Source organism: Serratia proteamaculans, assembly GCF_013337185.1.
In the GTDB taxonomy this organism is placed as follows: Bacteria; Pseudomonadota; Gammaproteobacteria; order Enterobacterales; family Enterobacteriaceae; genus Serratia; species Serratia proteamaculans_D.
In genome coordinates, this window is record NZ_SWDE01000001.1 from 1430389 (window position 1) to 1451946 (window position 21558).

General features: G+C 47.5%; 19 protein-coding genes. 7 read left to right on the forward strand and 12 right to left on the reverse strand.

Features of this window, described 5'->3' with window-relative positions:
• The first annotated feature begins 1 nt into the window (after position 1).
• From hisD to hisIE, 7 genes are read left to right on the forward strand one after another with little or no spacing between them, the layout of a single operon-like run.
• The gene (hisD, locus tag FCL49_RS06705) at positions 2–1309 is read left to right on the forward strand and encodes a histidinol dehydrogenase (protein WP_174352904.1); all 1308 of its coding nucleotides are present in this window, start codon (positions 2–4) and stop codon (positions 1307–1309) included.
• Positions 1306–2394, forward strand: a complete 1089-nt coding sequence (gene hisC, locus FCL49_RS06710; RefSeq protein WP_174352905.1) for a histidinol-phosphate transaminase — start codon at positions 1306–1308, stop codon at positions 2392–2394. Before hisD ends, hisC begins: the two co-directional genes overlap by 4 nt.
• Positions 2391–3458, forward strand: a complete 1068-nt coding sequence (gene hisB / locus FCL49_RS06715; RefSeq protein ID WP_012006046.1) for a bifunctional histidinol-phosphatase/imidazoleglycerol-phosphate dehydratase HisB — start codon at positions 2391–2393, stop codon at positions 3456–3458. The genes hisC and hisB overlap by 4 nt, the downstream gene beginning before the upstream one ends.
• Entirely contained in the window at positions 3458–4048 is a 591-nt protein-coding gene (hisH, locus tag FCL49_RS06720) for an imidazole glycerol phosphate synthase subunit HisH (protein ID WP_174352906.1), read from the forward strand. Before hisB ends, hisH begins: the two co-directional genes overlap by 1 nt.
• A 5-nt stretch (positions 4049–4053) precedes the next feature.
• Positions 4054–4791: a 1-(5-phosphoribosyl)-5-[(5-phosphoribosylamino)methylideneamino]imidazole-4-carboxamide isomerase gene (hisA, locus tag FCL49_RS06725; RefSeq protein ID WP_174352907.1), complete on the forward strand. Its 738-nt coding sequence runs from the start codon at positions 4054–4056 to the stop codon at positions 4789–4791.
• Positions 4773–5549: an imidazole glycerol phosphate synthase subunit HisF gene (hisF, locus tag FCL49_RS06730; RefSeq protein WP_017892208.1), complete on the forward strand. Its 777-nt coding sequence runs from the start codon at positions 4773–4775 to the stop codon at positions 5547–5549. The genes hisA and hisF overlap by 19 nt, the downstream gene beginning before the upstream one ends.
• Positions 5543–6157, forward strand: a complete 615-nt coding sequence (hisIE, locus tag FCL49_RS06735) for a bifunctional phosphoribosyl-AMP cyclohydrolase/phosphoribosyl-ATP diphosphatase HisIE (RefSeq protein ID WP_174352908.1) — start codon at positions 5543–5545, stop codon at positions 6155–6157. Before hisF ends, hisIE begins: the two co-directional genes overlap by 7 nt.
• A 124-nt stretch (positions 6158–6281) precedes the next feature.
• Here hisIE and FCL49_RS06740 read toward each other — a convergent pair whose 3' ends face one another.
• The 12 genes from FCL49_RS06740 to galE form a co-directional block, all read right to left on the reverse strand.
• Positions 6282–8225: an HAD-IA family hydrolase gene (locus FCL49_RS06740; protein WP_174352909.1), complete on the reverse strand. Its 1944-nt coding sequence runs from the start codon at positions 8223–8225 to the stop codon at positions 6282–6284.
• 28 nt (positions 8226–8253) lie between these two features.
• Positions 8254–9099: a glycosyltransferase family A protein gene (locus tag FCL49_RS06745; RefSeq protein WP_174352910.1), complete on the reverse strand. Its 846-nt coding sequence runs from the start codon at positions 9097–9099 to the stop codon at positions 8254–8256.
• A 153-nt stretch (positions 9100–9252) separates the two neighbouring features.
• On the reverse strand, positions 9253–10659 hold the full coding sequence (gene gndA, locus FCL49_RS06750) for an NADP-dependent phosphogluconate dehydrogenase (protein WP_012006041.1): 1407 nt from the start codon (positions 10657–10659) through the stop codon (positions 9253–9255).
• A gap of 137 nt (positions 10660–10796) precedes the next feature.
• Entirely contained in the window at positions 10797–11987 is a 1191-nt protein-coding gene (locus FCL49_RS06755) for a polysaccharide pyruvyl transferase family protein (RefSeq protein WP_174352911.1), read from the reverse strand.
• 16 nt (positions 11988–12003) lie between these two features.
• Positions 12004–13146, reverse strand: a complete 1143-nt coding sequence (locus FCL49_RS06760) for a glycosyltransferase family 4 protein (protein ID WP_174352912.1) — start codon at positions 13144–13146, stop codon at positions 12004–12006.
• Between the two features lie 14 nt (positions 13147–13160).
• Positions 13161–14057 carry a glycosyltransferase gene (locus FCL49_RS06765; RefSeq protein WP_174352913.1) on the reverse strand — a complete coding sequence of 299 codons (897 nt, stop codon included), beginning with the start codon at positions 14055–14057 and terminating at the stop codon, positions 13161–13163.
• A complete protein-coding gene (glf, locus tag FCL49_RS06770; protein WP_174353478.1) occupies positions 14054–15208 on the reverse strand; it encodes a UDP-galactopyranose mutase in 1155 nt (384 codons plus the stop codon). Before glf ends, FCL49_RS06765 begins: the two co-directional genes overlap by 4 nt.
• A 7-nt stretch (positions 15209–15215) precedes the next feature.
• On the reverse strand, positions 15216–17114 hold the full coding sequence (locus tag FCL49_RS06775; RefSeq protein ID WP_174352914.1) for a DUF4422 domain-containing protein: 1899 nt from the start codon (positions 17112–17114) through the stop codon (positions 15216–15218).
• Between the two features lie 31 nt (positions 17115–17145).
• Positions 17146–17886: an ABC transporter ATP-binding protein gene (locus FCL49_RS06780; protein ID WP_174352915.1), complete on the reverse strand. Its 741-nt coding sequence runs from the start codon at positions 17884–17886 to the stop codon at positions 17146–17148.
• Entirely contained in the window at positions 17886–18653 is a 768-nt protein-coding gene (locus FCL49_RS06785; protein WP_112350249.1) for an ABC transporter permease, read from the reverse strand. The genes FCL49_RS06780 and FCL49_RS06785 overlap by 1 nt, the downstream gene beginning before the upstream one ends.
• Positions 18654–18976: 323 nt before the next feature.
• Complete coding sequence (galU, locus tag FCL49_RS06790) at positions 18977–19864, reverse strand: UTP--glucose-1-phosphate uridylyltransferase GalU (protein ID WP_174352916.1); 888 nt, start codon at positions 19862–19864, stop codon at positions 18977–18979.
• A gap of 495 nt (positions 19865–20359) precedes the next feature.
• Entirely contained in the window at positions 20360–21382 is a 1023-nt protein-coding gene (gene galE, locus FCL49_RS06795; RefSeq protein WP_174352917.1) for a UDP-glucose 4-epimerase GalE, read from the reverse strand.
• Between the last annotated feature and the right edge of the window lie 176 nt (positions 21383–21558).

The following is a 21558-nucleotide window of genomic DNA, read 5'->3' on the forward strand; positions in this document are numbered from 1 at the left end:
CATGTCGAACTTCAATACTCTGGTCAACTGGGCAGACTGCAGCGCCGAACAGCGCACGGCACTGCTGATGCGTCCGGCGATCTCCGCCTCGGACAGCATCACCCGCACGGTGAGCGAAATCCTCGACAACGTGAAGGCCAATGGCGATCAAGCGCTGCGCGAATACAGCGCCAAATTTGATAAAACCGAAGTTGGCGCACTGCGCGTCACCGCAGAGCAAATAACGGCTGCCAGCGCGCGTCTGGGTGATGAGATCAAGCAGGCGATGGCCGTAGCGGTCGGTAATGTGGAGACCTTCCATAATGCGCAACAACTGCCGCCGGTTGATGTGGAAACCCAGCCGGGCGTGCGTTGTCAGCAGATCACGCGTCCGATCGACTCGGTTGGCCTGTATATTCCCGGCGGCTCCGCGCCGCTGTTTTCTACGGTGCTGATGCTGGCGACACCGGCACGCATCGCCGGTTGCCGCCGCGTAGTGCTGTGCTCACCGCCGCCGATTGCCGACGAGATACTGTATGCCGCGCAACTGTGCGGAGTGGAAGAGGTGTTTCAGGTTGGCGGTGCGCAGGCGATCGCCGCTATGGCGTTCGGTACCGACTCCGTACCGCGCGTGGCGAAAATCTTCGGACCGGGCAATGCCTTTGTCACCGAAGCCAAACGCCAAATCAGCCAACGGCTGGACGGCGCCGCCATCGATATGCCGGCCGGCCCTTCCGAAGTGCTGGTGATCGCTGACGCCGGTGCCACTCCGGCGTTCGTCGCCTCGGATCTGCTGTCGCAGGCAGAGCACGGCCCGGACTCGCAGGTGATTTTACTTACGCCGGACGCCGCGATGGCGCAGGCGGTACGCGATGCCGTAGAACAGCAACTGGCACAGTTACCACGCGCCGAAACTGCACGTCAGGCGCTGGCCAGTAGCCGACTGATTGTCACCAAAGATTTGGCCGAATGCGTGGCCATCAGCAATCAGTATGGCCCGGAGCACCTGATCATTCAGACCCGCGACGCCCGCGCTCTGGTCGACAGCATCACCAGCGCCGGTTCGGTATTCCTTGGCGACTGGTCACCGGAGTCCGCCGGTGACTATGCGTCCGGCACCAACCACGTGCTGCCAACCTATGGTTACACCGCCACCTGCTCCAGTTTGGGGCTGGCGGACTTCCAAAAGCGCATGACGGTGCAGGAATTGACGCCGCAGGGCTTTATGAACCTGGCCGCCACCATTGAAACCCTGGCCGCCGCCGAGCAGTTGATTGCCCACAAAAACGCCGTGACCCTGCGCGTTGCCGCCCTGAAGGAGCAAGCATGAGCATTGAAAATCTGGCCCGTGCCAACGTTCGCGATCTGACCCCTTATCAGTCGGCACGCCGCCTGGGTGGTAACGGCGACGTGTGGCTGAACGCCAACGAATACCCGATAGCCCCAAAGTTCCAACTGACCGCTCAAACCTTTAACCGTTACCCGGAGTGCCAACCGGCTCTGGTGATCGAACGCTACGCCGAGTACGCCGGGGTTAAAAAAGAGCAGGTGCTGGTCAGCCGTGGGGCAGATGAAGGTATCGAACTGCTGATCCGCGCATTCTGCGAGCCGGGAAAAGACGCCATCCTGTTCTGCCCACCGACCTACGGCATGTATGCCGTCAGCGCCGAAACCTTTGGCGTGGAGCGTCGTACCGTGGCGGCCAAACAGGACTGGCAGCTGGATTTGCCGGCTATCGCCGACAGCCTGGACAACGTGAAACTGATTTACGTCTGCAGCCCCAACAACCCGACGGGTAACCTGATCGATGCCAACGATCTGCGCAGCCTGCTGGAAATGGCCAAGGGCAAGGCGATCGTTGCGGTCGACGAGGCCTATATCGAATTCTGCCCGCAGGCAAGCGTCGCCGGCTGGCTGAACGACTACCCGCACCTGGCAATCTTGCGCACCCTGTCCAAGGCCTTTGCACTGGCTGGATTGCGCTGCGGTTTTACCCTCGGCAACGAAGAGTTGATCGCTCTGCTGCTGAAGGTGATCGCCCCTTATCCGCTGTCCACCCCGGTCGCCGATATCGCCGCCCAGGCGCTCAGCACCGAGGGGATCCGCATCATGCGCCAACGGGTTACCGAGATTGCCGCCAACCGCAGTTGGCTGCAGCAGGCGCTGCAAAACTGTGCCTGCGTTGAACAGGTTTTCACCAGCGACAGCAATTACCTGCTGGCACGATTCACTGCCTCCAGTAATGTGTTTAAAACCTTGTGGGATCAGGGCATCATCTTAAGAGACCAAAATAAACAACCGGGGTTATCCGGCTGCCTGCGCATCACCATAGGCACCCGTGAAGAATGCCAGCGCGTGGTTGATGCGCTGTCTGCCCTGCCCGGTGCAACCAAGACTCGCCAGGAGCCAATGTGAGCCAGAAATTCCTCTTTATTGACCGTGACGGCACGCTGATTGCTGAACCACCAGAAGATTTCCAGGTCGACCGCCTGGATAAGCTGGCGCTGGAGCCGGACGTGATCCCTTGCCTATTAGAGTTGCAGCAGGCGGGTTATCAACTGGTGATGATCACCAACCAGGATGGCCTCGGCACCGCCAGTTTCCCGCAGGAAACCTTCGATCCGCCGCATAACCTGATGATGCAAATCCTCAGCTCACAGGGTATTCATTTTGAAGATATTCTGATCTGCCCGCACCTGCCGGCGGACAACTGTGACTGTCGCAAGCCGAAGACCGCGCTGGTCAAAGGCTATCTGGAACCCGGCGTAATGGATACCGTCCACAGCTACGTGATCGGCGATCGTCCAACCGACGTGCAACTGGCCGAGAACATGGGTATTCAGGGGCTGCGTTATCAGCGTGGTTCCCTGGGCTGGAAAGAAATTACTCGCCAACTGACCCAGCGCGATCGTCATGCACAGGTTAACCGCGTGACCAAGGAAACGCAGATTGACGTCAACGTCTGGCTGGATCGCGAAGGCGGCAGCAAGATCAAGACCGGCGTCGGCTTCTTCGATCACATGCTGGATCAGATCGCCACCCACGGCGGCTTCCGCATGGATATCAACGTCAAAGGCGATCTGTATATCGACGATCACCACACGGTGGAAGACACTGGTCTGGCACTGGGCGAAGCGCTGAACAAGGCACTGGGCGACAAACGCGGCATCGCACGTTTCGGTTTTGTGTTGCCGATGGACGAGTGTCTGGCACGCTGCGCGCTGGATATCTCCGGCCGCCCGCACCTGGAATATAAAGCGGAATTCAACTATCAGCGCGTCGGCGATCTGAGCACCGAAATGGTCGAGCACTTCTTCCGTTCGCTGTCCTACACCATGGGCTGTACCCTGCACCTGAAAACCAAGGGCAAAAACGACCACCACCGTGTCGAAAGCCTGTTCAAAGTGTTTGGCCGCACGCTGCGCCAGGCGATCCGCGTTGAGGGCAACACCCTCCCGAGCTCGAAAGGAGTGCTGTGATGGACGTGGTGATTCTGGACACCGGCTGTGCCAACCTGGCCTCCGTCACCTACGCGGTGCAGCGTCTGGGCTACCGCCCGGAGGTAAGCCGTGACCCGGAGACTGTCCTGCGCGCCGACAAGCTGTTCCTGCCGGGCGTGGGTACCGCGCAGGCGGCGATGGATCAACTGGAACAGCGCGAGCTGATTGAGCTGATCAAGGCTTGTACCCAGCCGGTGCTGGGGATTTGCCTCGGCATGCAGTTGCTGGCCAAAAGCAGCGAAGAGAACGGCGGCATCGACACGCTGGGCATTATCGATACCCCGGTCACCCAGATGACCGACTTCGGTCTGCCGCTGCCGCACATGGGCTGGAATCAGGTCTCTGCCCAGGCGGGCCATCATCTGTTCCGCGGCATCGAAGAGGGTGCCTACTTCTACTTCGTTCACAGCTATGCGATGCCGATATGCCCAAGCACCATCGCCCAGGCGAATTACGGCGAGCCCTTCACCGCCGCCGTACAAAAAGACAACTTCTTCGGCGTGCAGTTTCATCCAGAGCGATCTGGTGCGGCCGGTGCGCAACTGTTGAAAAACTTTCTGGAGATGTAGGCAGCATGATTATTCCGGCTTTGGATTTGATCGACGGCAACGTGGTGCGCTTGCATCAGGGCGATTACGGCCAGCAGCGCGACTACGGCAACGATCCGCTGTTACGCCTGCAGGACTATCAGCAACAGGGCGCGCAGGTATTGCATCTGGTCGATCTGACCGGCGCGAAAGACCCGACAGCACGCCAAATCCCACTGCTGCGCAAGCTGCTGGCAGGGGTTAACGTACCGGTTCAGGTCGGCGGCGGTATTCGCAATGAGCAGGACGTCGCTGCCCTGCTGGAGGCCGGTGCGACCCGCGTGGTGATCGGCTCCACCGCGGTAAAACAGCCGCAGTTGGTACAGGGCTGGTTCGAACGCTACGGCGCCGATGCCATGGTACTGGCACTGGACGTGCGCATTGACGCAGACGGCACCAAACGCGTGGCGATCAGCGGTTGGCAGGAAAACTCCGATGCCACACTGGAACAGGTGGTTGAGCAGTTCTTGCCTTATGGCCTCAAGCACGTGCTGTGCACCGATATTTCCCGTGACGGGACATTGGCCGGTTCCAACGTGGCGCTGTATCAGGAAATCAGCCGACGATATCCGCAGATCGCCTTCCAGGCCTCTGGCGGTATCGGTAATCTGGATGATATCGCCCAGCTGCGCGGCAGTGGCGTTGAGGGTGTGATTGTGGGGCGTGCCCTGCTGGAAGGTAAGTTTAGCGTTGAGGAGGCGATCGCATGCTGGCAAAACGGATAATCCCGTGCCTGGATGTTAAAGACGGGCAGGTAGTGAAAGGCGTGCAGTTCCGCAACCATGAAATTATCGGCGACATAGTGCCGCTGGCACAGCGCTACGCGCAGGAAGGCGCGGACGAACTGGTGTTTTACGATATCACCGCGTCAAGCGACGGTCGGGTGGTAGATAAAAGCTGGGTATCACGCGTAGCTGAGGTGATCGACATCCCCTTCTGCGTCGCCGGTGGAATTAAAAGCCCGGAAGACGCCAGCCAGATCCTGTCTTTCGGCGCCGACAAGATTTCCATCAACTCCCCGGCGCTGGCCGACCCGACGCTGATAAGCCGCCTGGCGGATCGCTTTGGCGTGCAGTGCATTGTGGTGGGCATTGATACCTGGTTCGAAGCCGAAACCGGCAAGTACCACGTTAACCAGTACACCGGTGACGAAAGCCGCACCCGCGTCACCGAGTGGGAAACCCTCGATTGGGTGAAAGAAGTGCAGAAACGCGGCGCCGGCGAAATTGTGCTGAACATGATGAATCAGGACGGCGTACGTAACGGTTACGATTTGGAACAGCTGCGCCTGGTGCGCGAAGTGTGCAAAGTGCCATTAATCGCCTCCGGCGGCGCAGGCACCATGGAGCACTTTCTGGAAGCCTTCCGCGATGCCGATGTCGATGGCGCACTGGCCGCTTCGGTGTTCCACAAACAAATCATTAATATCGGTGACCTGAAAAGGTTCTTGTCCGAACAAGGTGTGGAGATCCGCCTGTGTTAACAGAACAACAAAGAAACCAGCTCGACTGGGAAAAAACGGATCGCTTGCTGCCGGTAATCGTCCAGCATGCCGTATCCGGCGAAGTGCTGATGCTCGGCTATATGAATCAGGAAGCGCTGGCCGTGACCGAACAGAGCGGCAAGGTCACCTTTTTCTCACGCACCAAACAGCGCCTGTGGACCAAGGGCGAAAGCTCTGGCCACTTCCTCAACGTAGTCAGCATCACCCCGGACTGCGACAACGACACGCTGTTGATTCTGGCTAATCCGATTGGCCCTACCTGCCACCTGGGTAACACCAGTTGTTTCCACCCGGCCAGCAGCGACTGGGGTTTTCTGTATCAGTTGGAACAACTGCTGGCAGAACGTAAAAACGCCAGCCCCGACAGCTCTTATACCGCCAGCCTGTACGCCAGCGGCACCAAGCGTATCGCGCAGAAAGTCGGTGAAGAAGGTGTGGAGACCGCACTGGCCGCCACGGTGAACGATCGTGAAGAATTGACCAACGAAGCTTCTGATCTGATTTATCACCTGTTGGTGTTGCTGCAGGATCAGGATTTGGACTTGAGCAAAGTGATTGGCCGGTTGCGCGAACGTCATAAAAGATAAAATTACGGCATGAATGCCACAGTTTTTTCTACTTCACTTTTTTAGGCATAAAAAAAAACCGGCATTAAATATCACCTGTGGATATTTTAATGCCGGTTATTGACTAGAATCTTATATCAATAATTTAGATATATTTCTTCCAGAATTTCTTCCTGTTTATACGCTTATAGCCTTCTTTCCAATAGCTCTGCTCAAACATTTCTGAATACTTATGCCCCTGAAGCAAGCGCTCTTTTAGACTTAATTTCTCCGCTAAGGCAATGCGGCCATTATTGGCCCCCGCAGCCTCCGAGTGAGTAATGCCAACCAACGCTTCCAGCTCGTAGCTGCTTGGATTTGAAACAAGCTCAAAGAAAGGTTCGGACAGTAACCGGCTACTCATGGCCTCTGACGGTACAACCGCAAGAATAGAAGAGATGTATTCAAAGAATGACAGAATACCTTTTTGCAAAAGCTGTGCTTTTTTAAGATATTCCAACTCCTCCTCACTCACATTTTCTTTCACTGGCTGAGTTTTACCATCAATCTTTTGGTAACCTTTGGTCGACCCGGTATTGTCCGCCATTGCAAACTCCAACAGCTCGACCCCACCAGAGAGGATCAAATCATGTTGATTTCTAGGCTCCCCAAAATTGGTCAACCAACCTTTCATGTCATTATAATAGGATTTGTTATCCTTAGCCCCTTCAAAGGTTGCCAAGTATAGCCCGCTTATTTTCTTATCTGCCCAGATATCTCCTAAAGCACGGCTGAAGACTGATTGAATGTTTCCCATCCAACCAATATCGACTAACGCGACTGAAGAATAATCACCTACCGCTTCTTTGAAGTAGTCTGAGAATTCATCCCGATACTTCTTGTTTTGCAGTAAAGCATGCATGAACAGCTTATTAATCAGCCAATGAACTTTATCACGCTCGCCGTGGCTTGGAACATAGTTTACGTCAGGGAAGCCAACGTCATGAATATCGGAAAGATGCTCTTCAGCATTTAGTCCAATAACAGAAAGAATGTTTTTTATGCTTTTTCTATTCTTACCACCGAACAGATGCCAGATACGATGCATTGGCCAATCAGTCATTCCCATTTTGTAAGTGGATGCACGGGAAAGATAAACATACTGGTAGTCGAACTGGCGATCTTTATTATAGTAATTAAGAAAAATATCGCGAATTAAATGCGCATCTCGCGCCAAAAACAATAGTTTCTCAACGTTAAGTTTTTTGGCCGTAGCATGGATCCAGGATGTGTAACCCAGCATCAATGGACCAAATATCTTGAAACCAATCTCAGTGAGCGGGTCATCAGAAAAAAACTGTCTCGCCTGAATATTCGTTACTGAAATATTAATAGACTCGCCAATAACATCTTTAATCTGCCAATGGCGTGAAACACTGCCATCATATTCAGACCAATCCGCATGTAGCCCATCTATCGAATGACGCTTTGCCATTTCAACATCAGAATGCTTATTATCGCCAATATGCAACCAACGTTTTCCACTAAGGTTAAGTTTATTCCTAACCTTAGGATATAACTCTCCGGAGTGTTTAGACACCCCTTCTTCACCTGAAGAAAAAATGGCAACATCATCAAGATTTTTGTAGCCAGAATTTTCCAGTAACTCGCGTAGTACTTTCGAAGGTAAATACATATCGCTGATAACGATAATCTTACATCCTGCGGCCCTGGCCTTATTAAAAAGATCTTCTGCCGCTGTACTTTTAAAAAGAACAGCCTTCTCCATCTCTATTTCTAGAGAAATAAGCATGTTAATGACATGCTTAGGCAATGTTGGGATCCTTTGGCTGACCTGGTCATAGATGTCGGATATCAGAATTTCAGGCTCACCTCCGTGTAAACTTACCTTATGTTGTCTGGCTTTTTCTTCCGCCTTTTCCCTGATAACAGAAAAATTATCGACCAAATCGGGCCATGCGATATATTGAGCGTCATACGATAAATTAGCTTGAATCAGTGAAAACAAATCCTTGGGCCGCGCGATTTTTCGACTCAAAAGTGTATCAAATATGTCGAAACTCACGAAGTCGTAATTATTAAAATCCATAGTTCCTTCTACTCCTGAGCATAATTATTCAATGGCCGAAGTGATGACAAATTTTATTCTCAATCGAAGCTATTCGATGAAACATCGTTTCGTTGAAGATAAAATTAGAAATAAACCGACAGGTATAATCGTCAGAGGTATTTCTAGCTATACTATTTAGAATGATTTTGGATGAAAAACCATACTCTTCGGCATGAATAATGCTATAGTTGCCCAGGTTAAAGTCATCTTCCCGGCGGAAATGATAAAAAGACAAAGATTCGGGAACGAGCCACACATCATTCTTGCTCATAAATGATATCAAGAACACCCAGAAAAACGCTGGCTCCATGATATTATGGGACACGACAGTGCGTATAAATGCAGAAAAATCAAAAATGCATGATGATGCCGGGATACTATTTCTATAATATAACGCATCGATATTCACCGGCCCAACCGAGAAATAATGATTCCACGGTTCGGTTCTGTCTATTTTTATCCTGTTGCCCTCAGCTATTTCATAAACTTTATTAACATGGCAGGCAACAGCACCAACAGATTGATATCTAGCTTTACTTTTTTCAAAAACGGAGATACAACGGGATAAATACTCTGGCGCCCAAGTATCGTCGTCATCAAGAAAACATGCATACTCAAATGGGAAGCTGTGTAGTGCCTTAATAAGTTCTTCCTGAGAAGAGACAGCATGAATTTTGTCGCTTTCAGAAATAAAAACTAACTCTTCAATATCTGGCGGTATACCAGAACCGTTAGTCATGATAAAAACTTTATAATTTTGATATGATTGATTTTTCACGGACTCAAGAGCTCGCAAAAGCAAGCGCTTCCTAGTCTCATGATGTCTCAAAATAATAGCAACTGAGCCTTTCATAATTCCTCTATGAATACTATCTAGGCAAATGAATTAACATGGAAACATATTAAATAATTATAGTAATCTCTAATTCACAACAATATAACAATAGAGATCAAACCTTATAATAGCAAAAGCCGGGCATAGCCCGGCCATATTATATTAATTAACTTATTCCATCCATTCGGTATGGAATACGCCTTCTTTGTCGATACGTTTGTAAGTATGGGCACCGAAGTAGTCGCGCTGCGCCTGGATCAGGTTGGCAGGCAGAACCGCTGAACGGTAGCTGTCGTAGTAGGCAATCGCCGCAGAGAAGGTCGGTGTAGGAATACCGTTTTGCACCGCGTAAGAAACTACGTCACGCAGCGCCTGCTGGTATTCATCAGCAATCTGCTTGAAGTAAGGTGCCAGCAACAGGTTGGCGATATCCGCGTCGTGTGCATAAGCGTCGGTGATTTTCTGCAGGAACTGTGCGCGGATGATACAACCGGCGCGGAAGATCTTGGCAATGTCGCCGTAGTGCAGATCCCAGTTATTTTCTTTGGAAGCGGCTTTCAATTGAGAGAAGCCCTGAGCATAAGAAACGATTTTGCCCAGGTACAATGCGCGGCGCACTTTCTCAATGAATTCAGCCTTGTCACCACTAACTGGTGTTGCTTTAGGACCGGTCAACACTTTAGACGCGGCAACACGCTGGTCTTTCAGTGAAGACAGGTAGCGAGCGAACACCGACTCGGTGATCAGTGACAGCGGTTCGCCCAGATCCAGAGAGCTCTGGCTGGTCCACTTGCCGGTGCCTTTGTTGGCCGCTTCGTCCAGGATCACATCAACCAGGTATTTACCTTCTTCATCTTTCTTGGTGAAGATATCTTTGGTGATGTCGATCAGGTAGCTGTTCAGTTCGCCCTTGTTCCACTCGGCGAAAGTTTCAGCCAGTTGTTCGTTGCTCAGGTTCAGCGCCTGTTTCAACAGCGAGTAAGCTTCTGCAATCAGCTGCATGTCACCGTACTCGATACCGTTGTGCACCATCTTCACATAGTGACCGGCACCGTCAGCGCCGATATAGGTCACGCAAGGCTCGCCTTCCGCTACCGCAGCGATTTTCTTCAGAATTGGGGCAACCAGTTCGTAAGCTTCTTTCTGGCCACCAGGCATGATTGAAGGGCCTTTCAACGCGCCCTCTTCACCACCGGAAACGCCGGTGCCGATGAAGTTGAAGCCTTGGTCAGACAGTTCGCGGTTACGGCGGATGGTGTCCTGATAGTAGGTGTTACCACCATCGATCAGAATGTCACCTTTATCCAGGTGCGGAGTCAGGGAAGCAATGGTCTTGTCAGTCGCTTCGCCCGCTTTCACCATCAGCAGAATGCGGCGTGGTTTTTCCAGAGATTCAACAAACTCTTCAACGGTGTAGTGCGGCACCAGGTTTTTACCCGGATTCTCTGCAATAACTTCGTCGGTTTTGTCGCCTGAACGGTTAAAGATCGAAACGGTGTAACCACGGCTTTCGATATTCAGTGCCAGATTGCGGCCCATTACCGCCATGCCGACAACGCCGATTTGTTGCTTGGACATTGAGGAACTCCTGTCTGAGGATGACCCTGTTAGCAACTTTGGCTAACAGGTTTTGTGATATGGCACACATGTTAACTCAGGATCAAGGCGCGTGGGTAGTGATTGGTGCGATAGGCTTTACAACAGATAATAAACCATCAGAAATTATACAGTTGTGTCAATAAATGTTGCTTGGCTTGCTGAATCAGTTCCTTTCCCGACTGGCGGTCAATACTGACTTCTGGTGATAGCAATGGCACTAATGCCTCCACACTGATATCCGGCCTAACCATAGGCCAGTCAGACATCGGCTGTAAACTGGCAAATTTGTTGTCGTAATAATCTGACCACGATAGCGCAATCCCCGCGATACCGAGGCTTGCAGCAATCACCTGGAAATGGAAACGTGAACTGATGCAAAAATCATTGGTGGCGAATGTTAAACCATCTTGCCAAATCTGTTCGAACTGTATGAAATTTGCCTGTGGGAAACGTTCTTGCACCTGACGGAAAAATACACCATCTGAGCCTGGACGAAACTCATAAAAATTGATCGCAGCCGCAGGATGGGTCTGACAAAAACTAGCTACCGCCTTCTGCAACAACAGCAGCAAATTATCTGTCAGAATCCCGCCTTCAGACAGTTCAGTGTGGATACACAGATGAAGAGTGGGTTGTTCACTTTCGACAAGACGCCCGATAGGAGAACCAGGGAAAGCAAAATAATCGTCCCCAGTAAAGCTCAGGCCTGGCAGCTCGAAAGGTTTCAATACCTCGTAACTGGCTTCGTCTCGCACATCAAACTGATTAAATTGGCGGATGGAGGGGGCGAATTTAGCGGCATTTTCGGGTGAAAGCGGTTGCAATCCGAGTCCGGTTGCGTAGCTGACCAACTGATGTTTTTCGGCAAAGTAAGCCGCAAGTTCTATCAACCGCGCATTGGCTCCCCAGAGTTCATTGATGTAGCCGCCCCCTAACAGATGGATACTTTCCGCGGAGATAAATGCCTCGGTCATCAAGCGCTCGCGAAGCGGCAGCGTATAAGGATCAGCAAATTTTTCCTGAACGGACCCATCGTCACCCAGTGCCTGCGCCAGGCGCCAAAGATAATCAACGCATTTAACCCCTGGGAACAACTCCGTAGCTACCACAGCATCCACAGCATCTAGATAGATAACGCTGTCAGGAAACTGTCGTTGCAATTCATTTATCCAATATCGCGTAAGCATGTCATCGCCAAAATTTGGCATACCTGCAGCTGAAACCAAATAAAATGTTTTCTTCAGTATCGGTGGAGCCTGAACATCCCTATTATGCCTTTTCGTCCATAATTTCGCGAAAAAAGCCAAAATAGTGCTCCTTAAATTAATAATTCCCGGTGGCAATCGCACGCTGATAGAGTTTCAGCGTGTCATCAATAACCAGTGATGATGCGAACTTGCTCTCAATTCGCTCGCGACTACGAACGCCCATCTCTACACGTTTGTTTGGGCTGGTAAGTAATTTTTCCAACTTTTCTGTCAAAAGTTTGATGTTACGTTTCTCCACCAAACTGCCTGTGTATTCATCAATGATCAGGCTTTGGCATCCGCCAACATCGTAAGCAATGCAAGCGCGCCCCACAGACGACGCCTCAAGCAAGATGCGTGGAATACCTTCAGAATAGGTAGAGGGTAGCGCCACAACGTTAGAAGCTTTGATAAGACTGTAAACATCAGAACAACGACCAAGCCAGTTTATCAATCCTTGCTGATGCCATTCTTCAATTTGCGACAATGGAATAGCATCGGGATCGTCAACGATCGAGATCCCTGCCACATTGAGCACAAAATCTACGCCTTTAAGCGCTAAACGCTTCTTCACTTCAACCAAATCACCCAGTCCTTTGCTCCACAGCAAACGGCTGGCAAACAGCACAATGGGCTTTTCTCGATTGATTTCCAATGAATAGTGATAGATCTCCGGATTGATACCGGCCCCGTCGATCACTACAGTCTGGCTTTTTTTGGCGTCAGTAAGGTCAATGAGCCGATCACGATCGTGCTCATGTTCAAAAGCCAACAGACATTTTTTATTCTTAAATATATGATTATAGGAATGTAATGTCAGAAAACGAATAACGTTCATCGACAACTTATCTTCCATAAATACCCGACCCAGTCCTACAAAGCCCAAAATGATGGGCTTATTATAAAAACGGGCAAAGAAGCCCCCCATCAGGCAAGGTTTGATGGTGATACAATGCAATACATCCGGGTTAATTTTCTTAAGCAACTGCCAGACCTTAACCAACGAGCCCAAAAAATTAATTGGGTTGATGGAAAGCTCGGAAACAGAAGAGTCATGACAGATAAAACCTTTTTCTGCCAGATTTTGCTGAATGCCGTCTCCCACAAAGTGGCTGACAACATGAATTTCATAGCCGGCAGCTTTAGCTGCCAGGGCTCTTTCAACCCAGTGAAGTTCAAAGTACCAATCTGAGTTGATAAAATAACAAATCTTTTTCATTAAACTCTTACCGGCTAATGTTGTTTACCATTTTTACGTGATATACCGTCAACAATACCGCGCACTACATATTTAATATATTCTATCTTGTTAGCTTGCGAGGTAACAGAAAGTAAATATTTTGCAATACGTAACACGATAGCACCGAGTGAGTAGGGCCTTTCATTTTTTTTGAACAACATCCTTGAAAGAAGCAGGTTCCTGACCAAATAGTACACCTTCCATGGTGGATTGATCCCCCCATTGGCAGGCGGTACATCATGCAAGAACAGCAGCTCTGGTGAGTATCGAAAACGATACCCCTGTTGACTCAACCTGTAAGAGAAGTAAAGATCATCATAATAAATAAAGAGTTCTGACCAGATAGACTCTGTGTTGGCAGCTAAAACGTCTTTGCGAATTATTGCACCAACAAATGACAGCGTCACAACCTCTGACACCTCCAGTCCTGTCGGGGTATAGCGGCCAGGCCTTGCAATATAATCGAGCGTGCGCATCAGCGATGTTGGCATCTTAGTGAAGGGCACATTCATTTTACAAAGTACACCCTGCTTATCCAGTACCCGACAACAATATGCTGCATGATTAGTTTGTACCAACTCGGCAAAACGCACCAGCAACTCCGCTTGAGGATAAGCATCATCGTCAAACATAAATACCCAATCAGTATCTATTTTTTGAGCAATGATTTCTGCGCCAAGCTTAAACCCACCCGCGCCGCCATTGTTTTGCTCAGCACGCAGTACATGAAGACGAGCATCCTCAATCCCGTTCAGCCAAGTCTGAGTACCATCGGTTGAAGCATTATCAACAACGACAATATGCTCAAAAGGCAGCGCGGCAGTTGCCATCCAGCACTGTTTCAATTTTTCCAGGCGATTGAAAGTAACAATTAACGCCGTGGTTTTCATCTGATACTGACCGTAAATACCGGCATGGTCGTTTTTTTCTCCAGGCTGGCCAGATAAATTTCAGCGGTTTTCAACGCCTCAGCAATAGTCACATCCATATCCAGATAGCGGTAGGTTCCCAACCGCCCGATAAAGGTCATGTTATTTTCTTTTTCTGCCAAATCGACATATTTTTCCAGCAGGCTCATTTCACCTACTTGTCGAATTGGGTAGTAAGGGATATCGTTTTCCTCGCATGCGCGGCTGTATTCTTTATAACAAACAGAGCCTTCATGTTGCTCCCACGGCGAAAAATATTTGTGTTCTGTGATACGCGTGTAAAGTACTGATTGCTCGCAATAGTTCATTACCGCACAACCCTGGTAATCACCATCCACCGAGAATTTTTCAAAATCCAGCGTACGGTACCCTAAACGACCGAACTGGAATCCATAGAACGCATCCAGTGGTCCGCTGTAAAACACATGGTCGTATCGCTCGCGTTCCTGCGGCTGGAATTGTACACCGAGAGATACGGAAATATTCGCATGGTCTAAAATACCTTCAACCATTTTGGTATAGCCGTCTTTCGGCATACCCTGGAATTTATGATTAAAATAGTTATCATCATAATTGAAGCGAATAGGTAAACGTTTAAGGATCGATGCTGGCAGTTGAGCTGGGGACATGCCCCATTGCTTAATGGTGTAGCCTTTAAAGAAGGCCTCATAAAGCTCTTTGCCCACAAAACGCAACGCTTGCTCTTCAAACGATTTCGGTTCAGTAATGCTGCTGTCACCTTTTTCAGCGATTAATGCCTTGGCTTCCGCTGGTGAACAGGTTTTTTTAAAGAATTGGTTAATCGTATGAAGATTTATTGGCAACGAGAAAACCTGTCCGTCAACCGTCGCTTTTACCCGATTAACGTAGGGCATCATGGTGGAATAACTATTAACAAAATTCCATACCTGTTCGTTGTCAGTATGGAAGATATGCGGACCATAGGTATGCACCATAACGTCGGTCTTCGCATCACGGGCATCGTAGCAGTTACCTGCGATATGATCCCGGCTGTCGATGATTTGAACCAAATGCCCCTGTTCAGCCAGTTGACGTCCGATTACTGCGCCAGAGAAACCGGCACCTACAATTAGGATTTTTTTGCTATTCATCATTAAGTTACCCAAGAATTACGCGTCTAACTTTGTAGTAGTATTTCGTCATAAAGTTGCGACGAGACGTGCCTATTGGTGCCCATTTATTAAGAGTCGGCATCAAAGCGCGTTTTAATTTGGTCTGCAGCAACACTGGCGTATTGTTCACAAGCTGTGCTGCAGAAGCATGTGAAACCGAGGTGCCAATCAGTCGTTCATAAGCTTCAAACGCCCATGGCGTATTCACGATGTTTTTATGATAGTTATCAAAAAAATCAACGTGGCGCGTATTCCATGGCTTATTCTCACCGGCAAAGTGGATCATCTTTGGTTTTCTGCGAGCCTCAAGATAATCCATGTAGGTTTTAAAAGGTAAATTAGGGAAGAAATCTTCAGTATTACCATTACCATGATATACGTTCCACTCCAATGGCAAATAGTGCACGCGGCCATGGAACACTTTATTCATTATATCCTGATCAAGGAACCAATATGTTTTGCTTTTCATCGCATCCATTAGGTTGGAAAACGTATTTTCCTTGTTCATCAAATCAATGTTAAATACCAAAATACCGGCTTGGAAATAGCCATCCGGGTTAACCATCCCCAATGAGTTTGACAAATACTCTTTAGCTGGCATTACACCATCACTGGACTGTGACATTGCACCGAATAAAACAAATCCTTCCATGACAATGTCTTTTACCGCAGCGACAAGATTATTCCCAAGCGGGATAGTCATTAATTCAGCCAGGTCACTTTCAACAACAGTGTCTGCGTCAATAAAGATAACTTTGTCAAATTCGGAAAAAAGTTTCGGAATGAACAAACGAGCATAGGTTGCCGAACTAAAATGAGCACGGGTAAAGACGCTTTTTATCTCACTAAAAGCATTAACATCAAAGAAACGAAGACTGAAATTTTCAACATCAGCAACTAGCGACAACAAACGACGTTTATTTGATAAAGAAATTCCATTTTCAAGGATAATTAAGTCATAATTGAGTTCTGAACTTGCATGCTTAACAATAGAATTAATTAACGCGGCACCACTGATAGAATAATTATCATCGAAGCAGATCACCACTGGAACATTTTTGGCCGAAAAGACTGGCTTTAAGGTAGCATTAAAAGTTTCTTGTTCGATGAAAGTACGTTGTAACTCTTTCACTTTAAAAGCGTGTTGTTCAATTTGGTACGCGATATAAATATTCAGCAAACGCTCAGAGATATGACCAACAACTCGCTTTTCTTGTGAGTTATAATTTTTGAATCGAAGTTTACCTTCTAGCCTTTCCAAAATAGTGAAGAGCCACTTGGAATAGTCATTAAAGATATCTTTTCGCATAACAAACATATTTGTGTAATAACCATCCGTAGCGTTATTAAACTTATCTGCAGCAGATCTATACTCAGGATAAATGTCAGCAAGGATTTCCAACGCAGCATCGTAATCTTCAATATGCAGGTAGTTAGAAACTTTATAATGATGATAGTTGTTCTTACTACCTGCCGCACTGACATCCCATTTTTTTGGCAAAATAATATCTACATCCATCAGACATAGAGAAATATCTTTATCGTTTAAGCCAAACTTATCATGATATGACGCATCAATTCTCTCATAATTAACTACGCCCCAGTTATCTTCCGGAACCTGTTGATCTTTTGAGAAGTTAAAATGACGTCGATAATGCATAAAACCAACATAGTCTGTCGGTTGCGCATTCTTCCACACCCAATAATGAGCGGTCAACTCACAGTAAAACGGGTTTTTGAAAGAGATGTTATCTCCAGTATCATCACCAGGACAGCCGATCTCATTCGGGTTATTTGCCTTACCAACGTGAATCGGTTGAATCAACGATGAATCAAGAAACGCGCTTGGTTTGTGATGACAAGTATAAATCTTAATAGAGCTCATTTGAATTACCTAATAGTCAGAATTATAAAACTCAGGCCATTGCTATTTTATATTGAGAGATAACGGAATGGGCATCTCCCATCTCTCTCATTTTATGGTTTTCAATCCAAATGACTTTGTCACAGATTTTCTCAACATCCTCAAGGTTATGACTAACAAAAAGAATTGTAACACCTTTCTTTTTGAATTCATTAATAGTCTTCAGACATTTCCGCTGAAAAGCAATATCGCCCACAGCCAGAACTTCATCGATTATCAATATATCCGGATCTACCTGTGTTATCACTGAGAACCCTAACTTCGCCAGCATACCACTTGAATAGACCCGAATGGGCTCATCAATGAACTCACCCAACTCAGAGAACTCGATAATTTTGTCCAGACGCTGTTTTAGCTCTTTGCGACGTAACCCCAACAAGGTTGCGTTAAGCCGTATATTTTCACGACCGGTGAGTTCAGGATGGAAACCCCCACCCAACTCCAGCATGGATGCAACACGCCCAACAACGCTAACCGTACCGGACGATGGTTTCATTACACCAGCGACCAAACCAAGTGAAGTACTCTTTCCCGCACCATTACGACCAATAAGTGCGACAGACTCCCCTTTCTGAACCTGAAAGCTAATGTCTTCAATCGCTAAATAGCTACGACCACTTAGCAAGCTTAATGCCCTACGTGGATTAAAAATCAATTCTTTGATGCCAGATCCAATATGATGATATAATGGATAGCGCTTAGTAACATTTTTAAACTCTATAGCCAAACTCATTATAGTATCTCTGCAAATCTGTACTTTAATTTATTAAATATGCTTGTACCGATGATGACAAATAAAAGTGCATATCCATAGAGCATACCAACCTGGTGGTAATCGATAACCCCATTCATGAAAAGATCGCGCCAACTGAGTATCATATTTGCCAGCGGGTTATAATCGATCAAGAAATGATACTCTTTGGGTATCATATCGCCAGAATAAAGAATTGGCGTACAATAAAACATCAGCATAATGCCTAGGGTCACGAATCTTTCTAGATCACGGAAAAAAAGGTTCAACGTCGACAACATCATTGCAATGCCAAAAGTCATCAACATTTGGGCTATACCAATTAATGGAATTCCCCAAATCCAGTCAACCGAAGGACGCATACCATATACATAGAGAAACACAATAATCACAGGAATGGTGCATAAAAAATGCAGACACTCCATAAGCACGTTACTAAAAGGGATAACGGAACGAGGGAATACTGTTTTCTTTATTATTTGTGCATTGGCTATAAAAGAATATAGTGAATTTGTAGTTGAACTAGCAAACCATTGCCATGGGAAAAGCCCTGTAATAATAAATATAGTATAATTTGGTATTTGAACCCTCATTACCAATTTAAAAATAAAGTAATATATCAAGGCAAAAAGTAATGGGTTTGCAATTGACCATAAATAGCCAAAAAAACTACTTTTATATCTTACTTTCAATTCTTTCTCTGTAATGACCGCAGCCAAATCCCAGAGGTAACCTAAGCTATACTTCATATGAAAACTCGATTTAAGATTAAAATTCCCTAACACAAGAAACGTAATACTTATCAACTGCGTTTGCTAACGAGCGCCTCGCCAGGAAAGGCAAGCTTCAGGCTTCTTCACTATTTACAGCCACGCTACCGCCCCTGGCATTATCGCAACCAGAGTACAGACCAAACAACCAATTGATTCTACTACATATTCCCAATAAATCCAGTTTACAGGATCTTTAGGTCTTACCGCTATCACGCACAGGTTGCTTGTTACGTTACATTCAGCAGCGCCATTTTTCTCTAGGAATCGACTGGATTCCTAACACACAAAAACACTTGGTATCAGTGATTGAAAACCCCTTTCACCCACACCGAAAAGTCTTTTCCCTGCGTTGGATGCCGGAGCCCGAACTCAACAAATGCCTTCATATAACCCAATTTATCGCCGCAATCATGGGAACGTCCAACCATAGCAAAAGCATCAACCGGTTTTTGTTCCATCAACATAGCAATCGCATCGGTTAACTGAATTTCTCCACCAGCACCGTAAGGCGTTTTATCAAGCAACGGCCAAATATCCGCAGCCAATACGTAACGGCCAACCACAGCCAAATTTGAAGGTGCTTTATCCAACTGTGGCTTTTCTACAATTGCACGCATTGGCATGCTCTCACCTGGATGAATTTCGACACCACTGCAATCGACCACCCCGTATTTGGATACATCTTTTTCCGGCACGGGTTCTACCATGACCTGACTGCGCCCATGTTCCGCAAATCGAGCAATCATGCCAGCCAAATTATCTCTTTTAAGATCTGAGGCAACATCGTCAATTAAAACATCGGGTAGCAGTACCGCAAAAGCTTCGTCACCAATCAATGGTCTAGCGCACAAGATTGCATGCCCCAAGCCTTTGGACTGACCTTGGCGTACATGCATCAAGGTAACGCCTTTAGGGCAGATCGATTGTACTTCTTCCAGCAGCTGGCGCTTGACGCGCGACTCCAGCATGCTTTCCAGTTCAAACGATGTGTCAAAGTGATTCTCAATGGCATTTTTTGATGAATGTGTAACAAGAATAATTTCCGTAACACCAGCAGCAACGCATTCATTCACAATGTATTGGATGAGGGGTTTGTCTACGACCGGCAACATTTCCTTAGGAATAGCTTTGGTGGCCGGTAACATGCGGGTTCCTAGACCTGCAATGGGTATGACAGCTTTTAGCATCTTTGTGGGAACCCCCAGCAATTACCGTTTCATTACTGCATCACATATAAAATCAGCGCAATGCCGTTTCATTGCATTGTTGCGTTATAGCACACAGCAGAAAATGACATCAATTTATTCGGCCTGAAGTATACACCCATGTCAGAAGTTAATACATTAACCACACGTAGACAAAACGTCATTTGTCTACACAACGACCTCTTTGCCTAGCAACAAAAATCATAACAAATTGAAACTAAATAAAAAAAAACCAAAAAAGACGCTATAAAGACCGCAATTTTTTGATATCGATTGATGAATCACATAGCATTCATCGAACAAATACCAACCGAAATAAGTAGCATGCTTATAATTAAGCATTCCAATAAAAACAAAATGAAATTGAGAATGATTATTAATTAATGCTAGTCATATCCTTTGCAACATGCCTGTTCCTTAAAAAAAAGCCCGCAGCGTTGAACTGCGGGCTTAGTCAGAATGGAGTGTTACCCCAACTCAACTTTTGCGGCTATAGCCCTGCGGGTTATTCTTTTGCCAATTCCAGGTATCGCGCATCATTTCATCGATACCGCGCCGCACTTCCCAACCCAACTCCTCACGGGCAAGATTCGCGTCAGCCCAGAAAGCAGGCAAATCGCCATCACGACGCGGCAAGATCTGATATGGGATCTTCACGCCAGAAGCCTTTTCAAAAGCTTGCACCATCGCCAAAACCGAGTGCCCCACCCCTGCCCCCAGATTGTATGCTTTGAAGCCCACTATTTTCTTCAAATGATCCATTGCTACCAAATGCCCTTCGGCCAAATCCATCACGTGAATGTAATCACGTTCACCGGTGCCATCTTCAGTTGGGTAATCGCCACCGAAAATGCCCAACTTATCCAGTTTGCCAATAGCAACCTGAGAGATATACGGCAACAGATTGTTCGGGATACCATTTGGATCTTCACCAATCAAACCTGACTCATGCGCACCGACCGGATTGAAGTAACGCAGGGCAATAATGGAAAACTGGGGTTCAGCCTTGGCAAAATCCTGCAAAACCTGCTCCACCATCAATTTGGAAGTCCCATATGGGCTAGTTGTTCCACCAATAGGTGTAGTTTCCACATAGGGCACAGGAGAGTTAGCGCCATAAACAGTAGCGGAAGAGCTAAAGATAAATTGGTGAACACCTGCACGGCGCATTTCATCCAGTAACACCAGCGTACCGGCAACATTGTTTTGATAGTACTCAAGTGGCTTGCGAGTCGACTCCCCTACTGCTTTCAGGCCGGCAAAATGGATAACCGAATTTATCGTGTGAGCGTCGAAAATACGCTTCAGACATTCGCCATCCTGAATGTCACCCTGGTAAAACACAGCCGCTTTGCCCGTCAACTTTTCTACACGCTGCAAAGACTCTTCCGAAGAGTTCGACAGGTTATCCAATACCACTACATCCTCATCGCGCTCCAGCAAAGCCAGAACGGTATGAGAACCGATATAACCGGCTCCGCCAGTGACTAAAATCGCCATATCAACCCCTCTCCCCAGCCTTACTGGAGGATCCTCACCCATTAAAAATAATCTATCGCTCTAAAAAATCAGGAGAAAAATGCAAAACTAAGATATCAATGCCAGCGACATGATACAACTTACTCGATTCATCACCAAAACGTTGAGAACATAACGTATAGAGACAAAAAAGAGCA